Source organism: Pseudomonas sp. MYb60, from assembly GCF_002979555.1.
Lineage (GTDB): Bacteria > Pseudomonadota > Gammaproteobacteria > Pseudomonadales > Pseudomonadaceae > Aquipseudomonas.
Map to the genome: position 1 here is coordinate 342,380 of NZ_PCOZ01000006.1, position 18,620 is coordinate 360,999.

Annotated in this window: 15 protein-coding genes; 11 read left to right on the top strand and 4 right to left on the bottom strand. The window is 63.1% G+C overall.

Annotation, left to right across the window (positions count from 1 at the left end):
* Window positions 1-209 precede the first annotated feature (209 nt).
* From tcyJ to CQ041_RS13145, 11 genes are all read left to right on the top strand, one after another.
* The gene (gene tcyJ, locus CQ041_RS13095; RefSeq protein ID WP_105524479.1) at window positions 210-1,004 is read left to right on the top strand and encodes a cystine ABC transporter substrate-binding protein; all 795 of its coding nucleotides are present in this window, start codon (window positions 210-212) and stop codon (window positions 1,002-1,004) included.
* Window positions 1,004-1,669 carry a cystine ABC transporter permease gene (gene tcyL, locus CQ041_RS13100; RefSeq protein WP_105524481.1) on the top strand — a complete coding sequence of 222 codons (666 nt, stop codon included), beginning with the start codon at window positions 1,004-1,006 and terminating at the stop codon, window positions 1,667-1,669. Before tcyJ ends, tcyL begins: the two co-directional genes overlap by 1 nt.
* A 3-nt stretch (window positions 1,670-1,672) precedes the next feature.
* Window positions 1,673-2,419, top strand: coding sequence for an L-cystine ABC transporter ATP-binding protein TcyN (gene tcyN, locus CQ041_RS13105; RefSeq protein ID WP_105524483.1), 747 nt, complete (start codon window positions 1,673-1,675; stop codon window positions 2,417-2,419).
* 389 nt (window positions 2,420-2,808) lie between these two features.
* Complete coding sequence (locus tag CQ041_RS13110) at window positions 2,809-3,573, top strand: hypothetical protein (protein WP_105524485.1); 765 nt, start codon at window positions 2,809-2,811, stop codon at window positions 3,571-3,573.
* A gap of 187 nt (window positions 3,574-3,760) precedes the next feature.
* On the top strand, window positions 3,761-5,002 hold the full coding sequence (locus CQ041_RS13115) for an SfnB family sulfur acquisition oxidoreductase (RefSeq protein ID WP_105524487.1): 1,242 nt from the start codon (window positions 3,761-3,763) through the stop codon (window positions 5,000-5,002).
* Between the two features lie 24 nt (window positions 5,003-5,026).
* On the top strand, window positions 5,027-6,220 hold the full coding sequence (locus CQ041_RS13120; RefSeq protein ID WP_105524489.1) for an SfnB family sulfur acquisition oxidoreductase: 1,194 nt from the start codon (window positions 5,027-5,029) through the stop codon (window positions 6,218-6,220).
* Window positions 6,220-7,572 carry an LLM class flavin-dependent oxidoreductase gene (locus tag CQ041_RS13125; RefSeq protein ID WP_105524491.1) on the top strand — a complete coding sequence of 451 codons (1,353 nt, stop codon included), beginning with the start codon at window positions 6,220-6,222 and terminating at the stop codon, window positions 7,570-7,572. The genes CQ041_RS13120 and CQ041_RS13125 overlap by 1 nt, the downstream gene beginning before the upstream one ends.
* Before the next feature lie 119 nt (window positions 7,573-7,691).
* Entirely contained in the window at window positions 7,692-8,507 is an 816-nt protein-coding gene (locus CQ041_RS13130) for a MetQ/NlpA family ABC transporter substrate-binding protein (RefSeq protein ID WP_105524492.1), read from the top strand.
* Window positions 8,504-9,619, top strand: a complete 1,116-nt coding sequence (locus tag CQ041_RS13135; protein WP_105524494.1) for a methionine ABC transporter ATP-binding protein — start codon at window positions 8,504-8,506, stop codon at window positions 9,617-9,619. Before CQ041_RS13130 ends, CQ041_RS13135 begins: the two co-directional genes overlap by 4 nt.
* Window positions 9,609-10,253: a methionine ABC transporter permease gene (locus tag CQ041_RS13140; protein WP_017736886.1), complete on the top strand. Its 645-nt coding sequence runs from the start codon at window positions 9,609-9,611 to the stop codon at window positions 10,251-10,253. The genes CQ041_RS13135 and CQ041_RS13140 overlap by 11 nt, the downstream gene beginning before the upstream one ends.
* 26 nt (window positions 10,254-10,279) lie before the next feature.
* Complete coding sequence (locus CQ041_RS13145) at window positions 10,280-10,906, top strand: bifunctional 2-polyprenyl-6-hydroxyphenol methylase/3-demethylubiquinol 3-O-methyltransferase UbiG (RefSeq protein WP_105524495.1); 627 nt, start codon at window positions 10,280-10,282, stop codon at window positions 10,904-10,906.
* Between the two features lie 116 nt (window positions 10,907-11,022).
* Here CQ041_RS13145 and CQ041_RS13150 read toward each other — a convergent pair whose 3' ends face one another.
* The 4 genes from CQ041_RS13150 to CQ041_RS13165 form a co-directional block, all read right to left on the bottom strand.
* A complete protein-coding gene (locus tag CQ041_RS13150; protein ID WP_105524497.1) occupies window positions 11,023-13,203 on the bottom strand; it encodes a glycoside hydrolase in 2,181 nt (726 codons plus the stop codon).
* Between the two features lie 148 nt (window positions 13,204-13,351).
* Window positions 13,352-16,417: an efflux RND transporter permease subunit gene (locus tag CQ041_RS13155; protein ID WP_105524498.1), complete on the bottom strand. Its 3,066-nt coding sequence runs from the start codon at window positions 16,415-16,417 to the stop codon at window positions 13,352-13,354.
* Window positions 16,414-17,484 carry an efflux RND transporter periplasmic adaptor subunit gene (locus CQ041_RS13160; RefSeq protein ID WP_105524499.1) on the bottom strand — a complete coding sequence of 357 codons (1,071 nt, stop codon included), beginning with the start codon at window positions 17,482-17,484 and terminating at the stop codon, window positions 16,414-16,416. Before CQ041_RS13160 ends, CQ041_RS13155 begins: the two co-directional genes overlap by 4 nt.
* Window positions 17,481-18,563 (bottom strand): efflux RND transporter periplasmic adaptor subunit, encoded by a 1,083-nt coding sequence (locus tag CQ041_RS13165; protein WP_105524504.1) that lies wholly within the window; start codon window positions 18,561-18,563, stop codon window positions 17,481-17,483. The genes CQ041_RS13160 and CQ041_RS13165 overlap by 4 nt, the downstream gene beginning before the upstream one ends.
* Window positions 18,564-18,620 lie beyond the last annotated feature (57 nt).

Genomic DNA, 18,620 nt, shown 5'->3' on the forward strand with positions numbered 1-18,620 from the left:
CGGGAGCAAATGTGGAAGGGGGCTTGCCCCCTCCCACAGCAGACCTGGCATATTCCTTATTGGAATATCAAATAAGATTTATATTATTTTCAAGTCTTAAAAACCGGCATTATCATCGCGCCGCAGGCGAAGACGCGCTACGCGCTTTAAGGCAGGATACGACTACCGCGTCACCTGCTTCGCTCAACATAAAAACACAGGGGCTCTTCATGACTATTTCCGTATTCCGTCGCACGTTGTTGGTTGGCACCTTGGGCCTGGCACTCGGGGCTGGCCTGATGGGCCAAGCCGTTGCCGGTGAACAGCTGGACAGCATCAAAAAGGCGGGCGAGATCAAGATCGGCCTGGAAGGCACCTACCCACCGTTCAGCTTCGTCGACGAAAGCGGCAAGCTCAGCGGCTTCGAAGTCGAGCTGTCCGAAGCCCTGGCCAAGGAGCTGGGCGTGAAGGTCAAGCTGCAAGCCACGCCATGGGACGGCATTCTCGCGGCCCTGGAATCCAAGCGTCTGGACGCCGTGGTCAACCAAGTGACCATCTCCGAAGAGCGCAAGAAGAAGTACGATTTCTCCAAGCCTTACACCGTCTCCGGCATTCAAGCGCTGGTGCTGACCAAGAACGTCGGCACCATCAAGAACGCCGACGACCTGGCCGGCAAGAAAGTCGGTGTGGGCCTGGGCACCAACTACGAGCAATGGCTCAAGGACAACCAGCCTAAAGCAATCATCAAGACCTACAACGATGACCCGACCAAATTCCAGGACCTGCGCATCGGCCGCATCGATGCCATCCTGATCGACCGCCTGGCCGCCCTGGAATACGCCAAGAAAGCCAAGGACACGTCGGTTGCCGGCGATGCCTTCTCCCGCCAGGAAGCCGGTATTGCCCTGCGCAAAGGCGAGCCTGAGCTGCTCGACGCGGTGAACAAGGCCCTCGACAAGCTGCGTGCTGACGGCACCCTGAAGACGCTGTCCGAGAAATACTTCAACGCTGACGTCACTCAATAATGGAAGCAGGTTTCCAACTCGCGCTGGACTCCGCGCCCTTTCTGCTCAAGGGCGCGTACTACACGGTGATCCTCAGCCTCGGCGGCATGTTCTTCGGTTTGCTGCTGGGCTTCGGCCTGGCCTTGATGCGCTTGTCGCGTTTCAAGCTGCTGAGCTGGACCGCCCGAGTCTACGTGTCGTTCTTTCGCGGCACGCCCTTGCTGGTGCAGCTGTTCCTGATCTACTACGGCTTGCCGCAAGTGGGTATCGAGCTGGATCCGATACCGGCAGCCATGATCGGCTTTTCGCTGAACATGGCCGCCTACGCCTGTGAAATCCTGCGCGCCGCCATCAGCTCCATCGAGCGCGGCCAGTGGGAAGCCGCTGCCAGTATCGGCATGACCCGCGCGCAGACCCTGCGCCGCGCCATCCTGCCGCAAGCCATGCGCACGGCCTTGCCGCCGCTGGGCAACAGCTTCATTTCGCTGGTCAAGGACACGGCACTGGCCGCGACCATCCAGGTGCCCGAACTGTTCCGCCAGGCGCAACTGGTGTCGGCGCGGACCTTCGAAATCTTCACCATGTATCTCTCCGCTGCCCTGATCTACTGGATTTTGGCCAGCATCCTGGCGCATTTTCAAAATCGTCTGGAAGCCCGGGTCAACCGGCATGACCTGGAGTCCTGAAGCATGATCGTGGTTGAAAAACTGACCAAGCAATTCAACGGCCAGGTGGTACTCAACGGCATCGATCTTGAGGTCAAGGAAGGCGAAGTCATCGCCATCATCGGCCCCAGCGGTTCCGGCAAGACCACCTTCCTGCGCTGCCTGAATTTTCTCGAACAACCCTCCAGCGGCCGTATCAAGGTGGGTGATATCGAGATCGACAGCAGCAAGTCCCTCAACCAGCAACAGGGCCTGGTGCGGCGCTTGCGCCAGCACGTGGGTTTTGTGTTCCAGAACTTCAACCTGTTCCCCCACCGCACTGCGCTGGAAAACGTCATCGAAGGCCCGACGGTGGTCAAGAAGATGCCACGGGAAACGGCTGTGGCCCTGGGCCGTAAGTTGCTGGCGCGGGTTGGCCTGGCGGGCAAGGAGGACGCGTATCCACGCCGTCTTTCGGGCGGCCAGCAGCAGCGCGTCGCGATTGCCCGCGCACTGGCCATGGAGCCCGAGGTGATCCTGTTCGACGAACCTACCTCGGCGCTCGACCCGGAGCTGGTGGGGGAAGTGCTGGCGACCATTCGCAGCCTTGCCGAAGAAAATCGCACCATGGTCATCGTCACCCACGAGATGAGTTTCGCGCGCGACGTTGCCAACCGGGTGATCTTCTTCGACAAAGGCGTGATCGTCGAGCAAGGCGAAGCCAAGGCGCTGTTTGCCAACCCCAAGGAGGAGCGCACCAAGCAGTTCCTGAGCAAATTCCTCGCTCACTGATACCCGCCACGGGGCGTGTAGGCAGGCGTTCGTGTGGGAGCTGGCTTGCCGGCGATACAGACACCTCGGTGTTACAAGCAAACCGAGATGATACTGTCGCAGGCAGCTCCCACATCAAGCGTGCTCCTACAGGGAATGCTCATTCCAGCCCGTAAAACCTCCCGCCATGCCCACCTGAATATCCCCCCGCCCGTCAGACCCATCTGAATCTGCCCCATCCCGCCATTTAGCCCTTTGCCGCCATTGACGCTCCCCGGCCAACCCTCTTATCTAGCGCCCTGAGGATTGGATCCTATCCCGGCTACTCACTGAATCGTTCTTTTCTGCCCGTGCGCATGCGCGCAAAACGGCGGGAACGACGGCTGCTGGCTGCATCAAGGAGATGACTGATGACGCACACACTGCTTACCGCGCCCACCCTGCCCCAGGCGCTTCGCCATGGCATCAACGCCCTGGCCGCCACCCAACTCCAGGTTGATATCGCGCCCTACCCCGGCATGGGCGAAGGCGACGTGATCGAGCTGTTCTGGAACAACTGCTTTGCCGCCTCGCGCCGCGTGACTGCATGCAAGGCCGGCATGCCGACCCACCTGCGGGTGCCGGAGAGTTTCGTGCTGGAGGGACCGGCGCGGGTGCACTACCAGGTCATGCAGATCGGTCATGGCCCTGCCCGCTCCGCCGTGACGCACATACGCGTGAAAACCCATTGCCCGGGCGGCCGGCCCGCGCTCCCCGGCAGCGACGAAAACCAGAACCTTGCGCCTGTAGGCCTGCCCGAGACCATTCGCCGCTACGGTGTCAACGCCAGCCAGGTACGACGGGGCATACCGCTGACCATCGAGCCTTACCTGAACATGGCCAGCGGCGACGCCATCACCTTGCGCTGGGGCGACGCGCGGCTCGACCTGCCGACGCTCCAGGCGCGGGACATCGGCCAGCTCGTGCAGGTATGGGTGCCTTCCAGCCTGATCATCGAAGCCGGGGACGACTGCCGACTGGATGTCACCTACTGCATTCTCGACCGTGTCGGCAATACCTCATGCTGGGCACCGACCCGCACGTTACGCATTGCCGCCACCCCGCCGGAGCGTCTGGACAAGGCGGCGCCGATCTATCAACCCCGCCCCCTCGGCTCGCCCTGCGAACCGGGGTGACAGACCTTCTATGCTTATTCCAAAAAGCACGTTTATTTAAATATTTAACACGTTTAGGGTATATGAACCGGACCACCGGACCTCTGTGATTTTTCTGTTTTCAATTCATTGAATGCGAGGTCGGTATGGTCAGAATTACCCCGGTGCGTAACGCCAGGGCATTACGTGCAGCCAAGGAGCGGCGCTGATGTCTAACTTGGCTCTTACACCCCCCCAGAGTGATCTGGATGTCGCCCCGCTGCTGTTGCCGGCCGCTGTGCTGCGCAACGACGCCGAGGCCCTGAACGCCGCCCATGAGCTGGCCCAGGCCGCACGCCTGCAAGCCGCCAGGCGCGATCAGCAACGTCAACTGCCCTGGGCGCTGATCGAACAGTTCACCCGCAGCGGTTTGGGCAGTATTTCCATTCCTCGCGAATATGGCGGCCCACAGGTGTCGTTCGTGACCCTCGCCGAGGTGTTCGCGATTATCAGCGCCGCCGATCCGGCCCTGGGCCAGATCCCGCAGAACCATTTCGGCATCCTGCACCTGTTGCAGGTGGCCGCCACCGAGCGCCAGAAAAAGCAGCTGTTCCAGAACGTCCTCGACGGCTGGCGCATCGGCAATGGCGGCCCCGAGCGGGGCACTAAAAACACCTTGGACCTCAAGGCCCGCATCAGCGCGCAAGACGACGGTTTTGTGCTCAGCGGCCAGAAGTTCTACTCCACCGGAGCGCTGTTCGCCCACTTGGTCGCGGTCAAGGCGCTGAATGACGACGGCAAGTCGGTCATGGCGTTTGTGCGCCGTGGCACCGAAGGATTGCGCATCGTCGATGACTGGTCGGGCTTTGGCCAACGCACCACCGCCAGCGGTACGGTGCTGCTCGACCGGGTGGCGGTGGAGGGCGAGCTGGTGGTCGACAGCTGGCGCATCGGCGAAAGCCCAAGCCTGCAGGGCGCCGTGTCCCAACTGATCCAGGCCGCCATCGATGCGGGCATCGCCCGTGGTGCGCTGGACGACACCATCGCCTTCGTCCGCGAGCGTTCGCGCCCGTGGGTCGACGCCAAGGTCGAACGGGCCAGCGACGACCTCTACGTGATCGCCGACATCGGCAAGTTGAAGATCGAACTGCATGCCGCCGAAGCGCTGTTGCGCAAGGCCGGCCAGGTGCTCGACCACATCAGCGCCGCACCGATCACCGCGCAGTCAGCCGCACGCGCGTCGATCGCCGTGGCCGAGGCCAAGGTGCTGACCACCGAAGTGTCGTTGCTGGCCAGCGAAAAACTCTTCGAACTGGCCGGCAGTCGCGCCACCCTCGCCGAATTCAACCTCGACCGTCACTGGCGCAACGCCCGCGTGCACACCCTGCATGACCCGGTGCGCTGGAAGTATCACGCGGTGGGCGCCTATCGACTCAACGGCACCTTGCCGGCCCGCCATTCCTGGATCTGACCGACCAGACATCTGGAGAAACCCATGACTTTTTCCCCCAACGTCGCGGTCATTACCAGCGATGAACACGCCCTCATTGTCGCCAGCGACCTGGCCGACGACTTCCGCCGCGACAGCGCCCAGCGCGACCGCGACCGCCGCCTGCCGCTGCCCGAACTGGAGGCATTTTCGCGCTCCGGCCTGTGGGGCATCAGCGTGCCGAAAGCCTACGGCGGCGCCGGTGTGTCCAACGTCACCCTGGCCAAGGTCATTGCACTGATCGCCCAGGCGGATGCGTCCCTGGGCCAGATCCCGCAAAACCATTTTTATGCCCTCGAAGTGCTGCGGGTGAACGGCAGCCCGGCCCAGCAAAAACGTTTGTACGCCGAAGTCCTTGCTGGCCAACGCTTCGGCAACGCGCTGGCAGAACTGGGCACCAGGACCGCTCACGACCGTACCACCGCGCTGACTCGCGATGGCGACGGCTTCCGTATCACCGGGCGCAAGTTCTATTCCACCGGCGCGATCTACGCGCAGCGCATCCCCACCTCGGTGGTGGATGAACAGGGCGTACAACAACTGGCGTTTGTGCCCCGGGGCAGCCAGGGTTTAAGCGTGATCGACGACTGGAGCGGCTTTGGCCAGCGCACCACGGGCAGCGGTTCAGTGGTGTTCGACAACGTGTGGGTCACCGCCCAGGATGTAATCCCGTTCCAGAGCGCGTTCGAGCGCCCGACCACCGTCGGCCCGCTGGCGCAGATCCTTCACGCCGCCATCGACACCGGCATCGCCCGCGCTGCCTTCGAAGATGCGCTGCACTTTGTGCGCACCAAGACCCGCCCGTGGATCGACGCCGGCAGCGACAAGGCCAGCGACGACCCGCTCACCCTGAAAAGCTTCGGCCACCTGAGCATCCGCCTGAGCGCCACCGAGGCACTGCTGGAGCGCGCCGGCGAATACCTGGACCGCGCCCAGGCCGACAGCAATGCCGAGACCGTCGCCGCGGCCTCGATTGCCATCGCCGAAGTCCGCGCCTTGAGCACCGAGATTTCCCTGGCCGCTGGCAGCACCCTGTTCGAACTGGCCGGCAGCCAGGCCACCCTGGCCGAACACGGCCTCGACCGCCATTGGCGCAACGCCCGGGTGCACACCCTGCACGACCCGGTGCGCTGGAAGTACCACGCGGTGGGCAATTACTACCTCAACGGTACCAACCCGCCACTGCGGGGGACGATCTGATGGCCAAGAAAAAAATCCTGCTCAATGCCTTCAACATGAACTGCATCGGGCACATCAACCACGGCCTGTGGACCCATCCCCGGGATACGTCGACCCAGTACAAGACCGTCGAATACTGGACCGAACTGGCGCAGACCCTGGAACGCGGGCTGTTCGACGGGTTGTTCATCGCGGACATCGTCGGCGTGTACGACGTCTATCAAAACTCCATCGACGTGCCACTCAAGGAGTCGATCCAGCTGCCGGTCAACGATCCATTGCTGCTGGTCTCGGCCATGGCTGCGGTCACCCAAAACCTCGGTTTTGGCCTCACCGCCAACCTCACCTACGAACCCCCGTATCTGTTCGCCCGGCGCATGTCGACGCTGGACCACCTGAGCCGGGGCCGGGTGGGCTGGAACATCGTCACCGGCTACCTCGACAGCGCCGCCAAGGCCATGGGCCTCACCGAGCAGGTCGAGCATGACCGTCGCTACGACCAGGCCGATGAGTACCTGGAAGTGCTCTACAAACTCTGGGAAGGCAGCTGGGAAGACGACGCCGTGCTCAACGACCCGCAGGCGCGGGTGTATGCCCAGCCGGGCAAGGTGCACAAGGTCGAGCACCGTGGCGAGTTCTATCAGGTGGAGGGTTATCACCTGTGCGAACCTTCGCCGCAGCGCACGCCGGTGCTGTTCCAGGCCGGCAGTTCGGACCGCGGCTTGCTGTTCGCCGGGCGCCACGCCGAGTGCGTGTTCATCAGTGGGCAGAACAAGGCGGCGACCAAGGTGCAGGTGGACAAGGTGCGCGCCAGCGCAGTCGCGGCCGGGCGCAACCCGGACGACATCAAGGTGTTCATGGGCCTCAACGTGATCGTCGGCGCCACTGAAGAAGCCGCCTGGGCCAAGCACGCCGAGTACCTGAGCTACGCCAGCGCGGAAGCCGGGGTGGCGCATTTTTCCGCGTCCACTGCGATCGATTTTGCCGACTACGAACTGGATGAACCGATCCAGTACGTGAAGAGCAATGCGATTCAGTCGGCCACCAAGAACCTGCAGAACAACGACTGGACCCGGCGCAAGTTGCTGGAGCAGCACGCCCTGGGTGGTCGCTATATCACCCTGGTCGGCTCGCCTGAACAGGTGGCCGATGAGCTGGAGTCGTGGATCGGCGAGACCGGGTTGGATGGCTTCAACCTGACGCGGATTGTCACGCCGGAAAGCTATGTGGACTTCATTGATCTGGTGGTGCCGGAGCTGCAGAAGCGTGGGTCGTACAAGACCGCTTATGAGACCGGCACGCTGCGCGAAAAAGTCTTCCACAACACCGCCCGCTTACCCGAACAACACACCGGCTCCACCTATCGACACTAACCCCTGTAGGAGCGAGCTTGCTCGCGAAGATCGTCAACGATAACGCAGACCGCCTGACACCCCGAGGCGCCCTCAAGTTTTTCGCGAGCAAGCTCGCTCCTACACACTGGAAAATGATTATGAAAAGAACACGGCTTTCTCACCCAGTCAAAGCACTGGCCCTGGCGCTCGGTTTGTTCAGCTCGGCGCTGTTCGCCGCTGACGCACCGCTCAAAGTCGGCACCACCGCCGCGTTCGCCATCCCGTTGGAAGCCGCCGTGGCCGAGGCCGGCAAGCAAGGCTTGAAAGTCGAGCTGGTGGAGTTCACCGACTGGATCGCGCCGAACGTCAGCCTGGCCGCCGGAGATATCGACGTGAACTATTTCCAGCACATCCCGTTCCTGGAAAACGCCAAGGCCGCCGCCGGCTTTGACCTGGTGCCGTACGCACCGGGGATCATCAACAACGTCGGTTTGTACTCGAAGAAGTTCAACAGCATCAACGACCTGCCCCAAGGCGCCAGCGTGGCCATCGCCAACGACCCGATCAACAGCGGTCGCGGCCTGCAGTTGCTGGCCAAGGCTGGCTTGATCACCCTCAAGCCGGGCGTGGGCTACAAGGCCACCGAAGAAGACATCGTGGCCAACCCGAAGAAGATCAAGATCCTGCAAGTCGAAGCCGTGCAACTGGTGCGCGCTTATGACGATGCTGATCTGGTGCAGGGCTACCCGGCCTACATCCGTCTGTCCAAGACCTTCGATGCCGAGTCGGCGCTGCTGTTTGACGGCCTCGACCACCCGGAATACGTGATCCAGTTCGTCACCCAGCCCAAGGGCACTACCGACCCTCGGGTGATCAAGTTCGTCGATATCTACCAGCACTCGCCGGTGGTTCGCGCCGCGCTGGATAAATCCCTGGGCAAGCTCTATCAAGTCGGTTGGGAAGCTAAAAAATGACCGCCGCCCACTCTCGACTGCGCGACCTGGGCCAAGTGCCCAGGGACGCCGAGCAGACAGAACTGCACCCGGACCTCAACCGCGCCCACGTGCGCTTCATCAACCTGGGCAAAAGCTACGACGGCAAGGTGCAGGCGCTGCAAGGCATCGACCTGGCAATCCAGCGCGGCGAAGTGTTCGGCATCATCGGTCGCAGCGGTGCCGGCAAGTCCTCGCTGATTCGCACCATCAACCGCCTGGAACAACCGAGCAGCGGACGGGTGTTGATCGATCAGGTCGACATCGGCGACTTCGACGAAGACCACCTGGTGGCGCTGCGTCGGCGCATCGGCATGATCTTCCAGCACTTCAACCTGATGTCGGCCAAGACCGTGTGGCAGAACGTCGAATTGCCGCTGAAAGTCGCCGGTGTACCCAAGCCGCAGCGCGAGCAGAAGGTACGTGAGTTGCTGGAGCTGGTGGGCTTGCAGGACAAGCACAAGTCCTATCCGGCGCAGCTGTCCGGCGGGCAGAAACAGCGCGTGGGCATCGCCCGTTCGCTGGTCCACGACCCCGAGATTCTGCTGTGCGACGAGGCCACCTCCGCCCTCGACCCGGAGACCACTCAGTCGATCCTCGGCCTGCTGCGCGAGATCAACAAACGCCTGGGCCTGACCATCGTCTTGATCACCCACGAGATGGCGGTGATCCGCGAAATCTGCGACCGCGTGGTGGTGTTGGAACACGGGCGCGTCGTCGAGCAAGGGCCGGTGTGGCACGTGTTTGGCGACCCGCAACATGAGGTCAGCAAGACCCTGCTGGCACCGCTGCAACACGGGCTGCCGGACGAACTGCAACGCCGCTTGCAGGCTGCGCCGACGTCGGCCGAGGCCGCCGTGGTGCTGCGCTTGCAGTTCACCGGCAGCGACACCGACGAACCGGACCTGGCTGCGCTGTTCAGCGCCCTCGGCGGGCGCGTGCGGTTGCTGCAGGGCGGCGTGGAGCGCATCCAGGGCCATGCGCTGGGGCAATTGCTGCTGGCGGTGAGTGGCTCGGCCCACAGCGCCGGCGAACTGCGCATACGCGCCGCGAATTGGGCACAACAGGTGGAGGTGCTCGGCTATGTGGTTTGATCGTTTATTGCAGGGCGCCATCGACACCCTGCTGATGGTCGGCGTGTCGTCGTTGATCGCATTGCTGGTGGGGATTCCGCTGGCGGTGTTCCTGGTCACCAGCGACAAGGGCGGCATCTACCAGGCCCCGGCGCTGAACCGAGTGCTGGGCGCGTTCGTGAATCTGTTCCGTTCGATTCCGTTCTTGATCTTGATGGTGGCGCTGATCCCGTTCACCCGGCTGATCGTCGGCACCACTTATGGCGTGTGGGCGGCCGTCGTTCCGCTGACCATCGCCGCCACGCCGTTCTTTGCGCGGATCGCCGAAGTCAGTCTGCGGGAGGTCGACCACGGGTTGATCGAAGCCGCGCAGGCCATGGGCTGCCGGCGCTGGCACATCATCTGGCATGTATTGTTGCCAGAGGCACTGCCGGGGATTGTCGGCGGCTTCACCATCACGCTGGTGACCATGATCAACTCGTCGGCCATGGCCGGTGCGATTGGCGCCGGCGGCTTGGGGGATATTGCCTACCGCTACGGTTATCAGCGTTTCGATACGCAGATCATGCTCACGGTGATTGTGCTGTTGGTCGTGCTGGTGGCGTTCATTCAGTTGGGTGGCGATCGGTTGGCGCGGGTGCTCAACAAGCGCTGAGGGTCGTTTGGGGTATATTCCCCGTCATGACATTAAAACCTGAAGACCTCGACCAGATCACCGCCACCACCCTCGGCCACTACAACAGCGTGGCCGAGGGCTTCCGCGCGGGCACCCGCGACCACGATGTGAGCCAGAATATCGACGCGCTGCTGCGGCATATCCAGGGCACGGCGCCGTTCACCGTGCTGGATTTCGGCTGCGGGCCTGGGCGGGACTTGCAGACGTTCACGCGCATGGGGCACATCGCCGTGGGCCTGGACGGTTCCGAGCGGTTCGCGCAGATGGCACACGAAGACAGTGGCTGCGAAGTCTTGCAGCAGGATTTCTTGAAAATGAACCTGCCTGCCGAACGCTTCGACGGGATTTTTGCCAACGCCGTGCTGTTTCACATCCCCAAGCAGGAATTGCCGCGTGTGCTCAAACAACTGCATGGCGCGCTGAAGCCTGGGGGCGTGTTGTTCAGCTCCAACCCAAGGGGTGAGAACCAGGAGGGCTGGAATGGGCCCAGGTATGGGTCTTATCACGACCTGGCGGCGTGGCAGGCGCTGTTGAGCGAAGCCGGGTTTGTGGAGTTGGAGCATTACTACCGGCCCGCGGGGTTGCCCCGTGACCAGCAACCCTGGTTGGCGAGTGTGTGGCGCAAGCGTTAGGGCTGTGTTGTCTGGGCTGACGCCATCGGGGGCTAGCCCCCTCCCACACGTTGATCTGTGAACACATCCAAAAATGTGGGAGGGGCTTGCCCCCGATGAGGCCGGAAGGGTCAGCATCACTGCAACCGATACACCACCGGCTCCTCGCCCTCCACAAGCGCCGTTACACTGCGCCCGGCATAGCCTTCTCTCGATCCCACTGCAAAATTGGCCACCAATCGCGTTCCATCGGTAAACCGGGTCTCCTGCACCCACCGATCCGCCGTCAACCAACGAAACCCGGTCATCGCCTGAGTCGCCAAACGCTGATGCAATGGCCGGAAAAACCGGTCCTGCCGTTTGATCACCGGCAGCCGCTGCTTAACCGTCGACGCACTCAGGTGATAGAGCGGCGGCACGTTGTAGAGCAGTTGCGTCAGCTCGTTTTCAACCTGCACATTGCTCAGTTTCAGGCTGTCGAACAGCCAATGATGGGTGGTGATGACCGAGCCATGAAACACCGCCTGATACAACGGCAGGCGCAGGCTCGGGTCGAAATGAATCGTGCGCAACGGCTCGCGCAACGGCACCGGTTTGAAGAACACCGTCGGCTGCTCTGGCGGGTACCAGTTACCGACGTAATAGGGCGACTGCTTATCCTGGGTCATCAACTGGTCACCCCAGCCAATCACCGGCGTCTGCATGCCGTGGGCGAATACTATGCCCTGTGCGGTGATGGCGTTGCCGTCTTCAGAGCCGGCGGGCAGTTTGAGCGTGGTGTTCAGCCAACGAGACGCGTCGATATTGCCCTGGGCGTTTTGCGCCTGGGTCATTGGCGCGCTGTCGCGATAACTGTCGAAGACCATGCTGGTGGCGTAGGCGTCCAGGAACCAAGCGTTGAAACCGGCCTTGGCTTGCACGGCCTTCACCCGCGACTCCAACAAGGGCCGCACGCAACGTGGGTCCGTGTAGTAGCCGAATTGCTGAAAGCCGGTCTTGAGCTTGCCGCCCTTGAGCACAATCGCGCAGTCGCGGTAGGCCTTGCTGCCCAGGTGGGCCGTGGTCCAATCGGGGTTTTCCATGGCGGACAGGGCGGTTTCGTAGGAGTCGTAGGGCGCCATCAGGAAACCGGCGTCCACCCCGGCGCGAATCGCCTCGGGGTGCCAGAGGCCGCCCTCCCAGCCTTCGCCGAGGGTCACCAGCAAGCGCGGCAGACTGGCGTTGCCCAGCGTTTGAATCACCGCGCTGCCCCAGGTTTCCGGGGTGTCGCTCAAGGCGCCTGCAAAGGCGACGGCGAGTTCACTGCGCAGTTCACCGTAGCGCGCGGCGAGCCGGGTCATGTCGGGTTCTGCCACTTGCCAGCTCCGGCGCGCCTGGGTGTTGATCGCCGCGTTGAGGCCGCGCAGCAACACTGTCTGTTCGAAGCGGTTCGGCGCCGTGGACTGTGCCAGGACCTTCGCAGCTTCCTTGCCCAGCAAGGCCTTGAGTTCATGCCCGCGCAGTTGCTGGATCAACTGCGGCCAGTCGCGTACATCCTTGAGCGCCAGTTGGTCGTTGCCCCACAGGTAGATATGGCTGGCGCCCAACAGCTTCTCGGCCTCCGGGGTCTGGCGCAGCTTGTCCGCCAATGGCTCGTAACGGCCCTGCTCCATCAGCCATCGGCGGTAGCGCTTGGCGCCGGCCAGGGGGTCGGCGTCTCCCAGGTGCAACACCAGGGTCATCGGCGCGCCGGGGTCCAGCGCGGTGAACTCATGGGCCACCGACAACGCCTGGTCGGGGAGCCAGCGCAGGCGGTTGTTGTAGGGATTGGTCAGCAGCCAGTTGAGGGTAAACCCACCATGATCCATGCCCCACAGCGGCAGGCTGAGGTCCTGGGTGGTGTTGAGGTCGCCCTGCTCCTGCAAAAACGTTTTCCAACGCGCGTTGCCAGTCGGTACGTAATGCCCCTCGGCCAACGGCCACATCAGGCCTTTGCCGAGGGCACTGGCGGGCTGCTCGAGGACCGGCAGTTCGCCAGGCTCCCGTGCGTGAAGGGCCAGCAGCAGGTCGCGTTGATCAAGGCGAGCGGTGACGCGAACGGCGCCGTCGTCCCATTGCCACTCAGCCTGTTGGACGTTGTGAGAAAGTTGACTGACCGCCCGGGCAGGCAGCCCGCTGGAGGCCTGCACCGACGCCTGGCCACTGGGCGTGACGCGGATGGCGAGGGTGGCGGGGTCAAGCTCGACGCGCCACAGGGGGTTTTCCAGGACAGTGGCGGCAGAGGCCAGGGGCGAAAGGAAGACAGTGCAGATCAAAAGAATATGACGTTGCCAGCTCATCGTGTTCGACCGGTTGGGGGTGAAGGTCGGTAGGGTAAGACAGATGGTTGCCTGAAATGGGCGGGTAGAAATATCAGGAGGTTTCCCACACATCCCGCGGTAAATAGAGATTCAAATGTGGGAGGGGGGCAAGCCCCCTCCCCCATTTCTATCCGCGTTTTTCCTGTTGGTCCTGTTGCGGCTCGCGGATCTTGTACCAGGCCACATACAGCGCCGGCAGGAACAGCAAGGTCAGCAGCGTGGCAATGATGATCCCGCCAATCATCGCGTAGGCCATCGGCCCCCAGAACACTTCGCGGGCGATGGGGATCATGCCCAGGCTGGCCGCTGCGGCGGTCAGCAGGATCGGTCGGCGCCGGTGCTCGGTGGCTTCCACCACCGCGTCCCACGGCGTGTAGCCCGCGCGTTCGTACTCGTCGATCTGCGTCACCAGGATCACCGAGTTGCGGATGATGATGCCGATCAGCGCCAGAATCCCCAGGATCGCCACGAAGCCCATGGGCGTCCCCGTGGGGATCAGCGCCAGTACCACGCCGATCAGGCCCAGCGGCGCGACGCTCGCCACCAGGAACATTTTCTGCACGCTGTGCAGCTGGATCATCAGGAACGTCGCCATCAAGAACAGCATCAGCGGCACCACGCTGGCAATCGGGCCTTGGGCCTTGCCGCTTTCTTCCACGGTGCCGCCGGTGGCGACCTTGTAGCCCACCGGCAGGCCGGCGCTGAACGTGTCGATGTCCGGCTTGAGCTGCTTGACCAGGTCCGTCGGTTGCATCTCATCCCGCACCGACGCCTTGATGGTGATGGTCGGCTTGCGGTCGCGGCGCCACACCAGCGGTTGCTCCAGTTCATAACGCACGGTAGCGAACGCCAGCAGCGGGATCGAGGTGCCGTTGGGCGTGACGATCTGCAGGTTTTGCAGGGTTTCCGGCGTGCCGCGCTCCGCGTCCTCGGCGCGGCCGACCACGTTGATCAGGTAGATATCATCGTGCACCTGGGTCACCGAGGCGCCGCTGACCACGCTGTTCATCAGTTGCGCCACGTCTTCCGAGGACAGCCCCAGTTGCCGCGCCTTGTCCTGGGCGATGTCGATGCGCAGCACTTTGCCCGGCTCGTTCCAGTCATAGATGATCTCGCCCAGGTGGCTGTTCTGGTCCAGCAACGTGGCGAGCTCGATGGCGTGTTTACGGACTTGGTCAGTATCTTTGCCCGACACGCGATACTGAATCGGCCTACCTACCGGCGGCCCCATCTCCAGCGGCTGAACAAAGCTGCCGATGCCGACAAAATCATCGCGCAGGCGCTTTTGCAGGCGCTTGATCAACTCACCGCGCTCTTCCAGGCCCTTGCTCACAATGACCAACTGCGCGTAGTAGGGGTTTTCCAGTTGCTGGTCCAGGGGCAGGTAGAAACGGATCGCGCCCTGGCCGATGTAGGTGCTCCAGCGCGCGATGTCCGGGTCGTCCTTGATGATCGCTTCCAGGCGGTCCACGGCGCGGCGGGTTTCGTTGATCGAGGCGTTTTGCGGCAGGTTCAGGTCGACCAGGATTTCCGGACGGTCCGACGACGGGAAGAACTGGTTCTGCACGAACTGCATGGAGAACACCGACGCGACGAACAGCGCCACGGTAATGCCGATGGCCCACCAGCGATTGCGCATGGCCCACAACATGCTGCGGTTGAAACCCCGGCCGATTCGGCCCGGTTCGGCATCGTGAGGTTTGACCTTGGCGCTGAGAATATGCACGCCGATCACCGGCGCAAACAGCACCGCCACCACCCACGAGACCAGCATCGCCACCGCAATCACCGCGAACAGGGTGAAGGTGTACTCGCCCGCCGAGCTGGCGTTGAGGCCGATCGGCACGAAACCGGCGACGGTCACCAATGTACCGGTGAGCATCGGGAACGCGGTGGAGGTGTAGGCGAAAGTCGCCGCCTGTTCCTTGGTTTCGCCTTTTTCCAGGCGCGTGATCATCATCTCCACGGTGATCATCGCGTCATCCACCAACAGGCCGAGGGCGATGATCAGTGCGCCCAGGGACACCCGCTGCATGGTGATGCCGCTGTATTCCATGAACACGAACACCAGCGCCAGCACCAGTGGAATCGAGCACGCCACCACCAGCCCGGCGCGCATGCCCAGGCTGATAAAGCTCACGACGAGCACGATGATCACCGCCTCGAACAGCGCGCTGGTAAAGCCGCCGACGGCCTCTTCCACCACTTCGGCCTGGTCGGACACCTTGTGCACGCCGACGCCCACCGGCAGGTCGGCGGTCAGTTCGTCCATGCGCCCGTGCAGGGCCTTGCCGAAGGACTGGATGTTGCCGCCCTTTTGCATCGCAATGGCCAGGCCGATCGCTGGTTGGCCGTTGAATCGGAACATCGGCCGCGCCGGGTCGACGTAGCCACGGCTGATCTCGGCAATATCCGCCAACCGGTAAAAACGGTCATTGAGGCGCAGGTTGACGTCGGCGAGGTCTTTCTCCGAGGCGAATTGCCCCGAGGTGCGCACCGAAATGCGCTCGGGCCCGGCCTCGATCACCCCGGCCGGGGTCACCGCGTTCTGCGATTGCAGGCTCTGCACCACCTGGCGCTGGTCAATGCCCAGGGCCGCCAGTTTGCGCGTGGAAAAATTCAGGTAAATGACTTCGTCCTGCTGGCCGATCATCTCGACCTTGCCCAGCCCCGGCACTGACCGGATCTCGGCGCGCACCTGCTCCACGTAGTCGCGCAACTGGCGCATCGACAGGCCATCGCCGGTGAAGGCATAGACGGAGCCGAACACATCACCGAACTCGTCGTTGAACGACGGTCCCTGCAGCCCCTGGGGGAACGTGCCGCGAATATCGTCGATCTTCTTGCGCACCTGGTACCAGATTTCCGGGATGGCCTTGGCGCTGGTGGTGTCCTTCAGGAACACGAACACGGTGGACTCACCCGGGCGGGTGTAGCTTTTCACGTAGTCGAGGGAATCGAGCTCTTCGAGTTTTTTCTCGATGCGGTCGGTGACCTGGCGCAGGGTTTCTTCCTGGGTCGCGCCGGGCCAGCGGGTCTGGATCACCATGGTCTTGATGGTGAACGAAGGGTCTTCCTCGCGGCCCAGGTTCATGTAGGAGAACACGCCCATCAGCAGCGCGACGAACATCAGGTACCAGACGAAGGACTGATGCTTGAGGGCCCAGTCGGATAAGTTGAAGCTCCCTTTCATCGCGGGCTGTCCTCGTCGATTTTGACTTTTTGCCCGGGTTTCAGGCTGTTCACGCCGGCAGTCACGATGCGTTCGCCGGGTTTGACGCCGCCGTCGAGCAATGCGCTGCGGCTGTCACGGCTGATGACGTGGACGTCGCGCGGTTGCACGGTCTGGCTCTGGGTGTCGAGCAGCCAGATGCGGGTCTTGCCGTCTGTTTCCTGCAACGCGCTCAGGGGCAATTCGATGCGCGGCTTTATGGCGGTGCTCAAGGTCACGCTGATCGCCGTGCCCAAGCGGAACGCCGAAGGTGTCTCGGCCAACGTCAGGCGTGCGCGACGGGTGCGGGTGGCGCTTTGGGCCTGGGGTTCGATCTCGCGCACGATGGCAGTGGTGTGCACGCTGGGGTCGAGTTGCCCGGCCACCAGAAACACCACGTCTGGCGGCAGGCGCTCAGCCAAGCCGGCGGGCAGGTCGATCACCGCTTCCTTGATGTCCGGGCGCGCCAGGGTCACCACTTGCTGGCCGGCGGTGACCACCTGGCCGGCCTCGGCGTTCCAGGCGGTGACGATGCCAGCGTGGTCGGTGCGCAGTTCGGCGTAATTGAGCTGGTCTTTGGCTTGATTGACCGACGCCTTCGCCTGGTCGAGGGAGGCCTGGGTGGTTTTCAGGTCGGTCTGGGCGATGTCCAGCTGGGCCTGAGCGCCGACGCCCCGGTTGAACAGTTCCTGCTGCCGACGTGCGTTGGCCTGCGCATTGATGAACTGGGCCTGAACGCGGGCCAGGTCGCCCTGGGCCGCGCGCAGCTGGTTTTGTTGATCGGTAGGGTCGAGTACGGCGAGCAAGGCGCCCTTCTCCACTTCAGCGCCCACATCCACGGCGCGACGGGCGATGCGCCCGGCCACGCGGAACCCCAGGTTGCTCTCGTAGCGGGCCTGGATGGTGCCGGCGAAGCGGCCGAGGGTTTCCTGGTCTTCGGCCTTCACCTCCATGGACAGCACCGGGCGTACCGGTTCGGGCGGTGGCTCCTCCTTGGAACAGGCCGCCAGCAGCAGGCTTGCGGCGATCAACACCGTCAGGCGCATCATGGCTGGGCTCCTTGCTGGGCGATTTCCACCAGCATGCCGGGGTGCAGCAATTGTCCGCCGGCCACCACGACTTTCTCGCCGCCCTTGAGGCCGTCGGCGATGATGACTTTACCGGTGAGGTAGCGGGCCACCGTGACCTTGTGCAACTTCGCCTTGCCGTCGGCATCGACCAGCCATACGGCGGGCTCGCTGAGGTCTTTGGTCAGCGCGGACCAGGGCAGTTCGACGCTGGGTTTGGCCTGGCCATTGGCAGTGGCGCTCACCACCGAACCCAATTGCATGCCTTTGGGCAACGTCTCCAGCGCAATCTTGACCTGCACCGTGCCGGTATTGGCCGCCACGGCGGGGGTCACTTCGCGGACCTTGCCCACGGCCTTGATGCTCGGGTTGTCCAGCAGGCTCACGGTGATCGGTGCATCCGGCGGCGGTTCAGCCAGCAGCGACTCGTAGACGTTGAACACCGCATCGCGCGCACCATCGCGGGCCAGGCTGAAGATCGGCACCGTGGCCTGCACCACTTGGCCCACTTCGGCCTGGCGCGCGGTGATGATCCCCGGCGCATCGGCGACCAGGGCGGTATAACCCAGTTGCTCGCGGGCATTGGCCAGTTGAGCCTGGGCAGCGGCCAGTGCACTTCGGCTGCTGCGCAAGGCGGCCTGGGCCGAATCGTATTCGCTGCGGCTGGTGTAACCCTTGGGCAGGAGTTTTTCCTGGCGCACGAAGGCCGCGGCGGTCTGCTTGACCCGCGCCTGTTCGGCCACGACCTGGGCCTGGGCGGAATCGACGTTGGTCTGTAAATCCTTGGGATCGAGTTTGGCCAGCACTTGCCTGGCGGTCACGCGATCGCCCACATCCACCATGCGCTCAATGATCTTGCCGCCCACGCGAAAGGACAGGTCGGTTTGCACACGGGCCTGGATATCGCCCGTCAAGGTGACCGCTGCGGCGAAATCCGCCGACTGCACGGTTTGCACGAACACCCGTGAATGCTGCTTGGGCTCAGGCTTTTCCTGGCCACAGCCGCCCAATAGGGTCAGTAGGCCAAGTCCTAAAATGCAGGTGGAAATACGACCGCCCATGCAGGCTCCTTTGCGTGACGCGATAGGTCAGATGTGTATGCGACTGTGAGCTTAGTT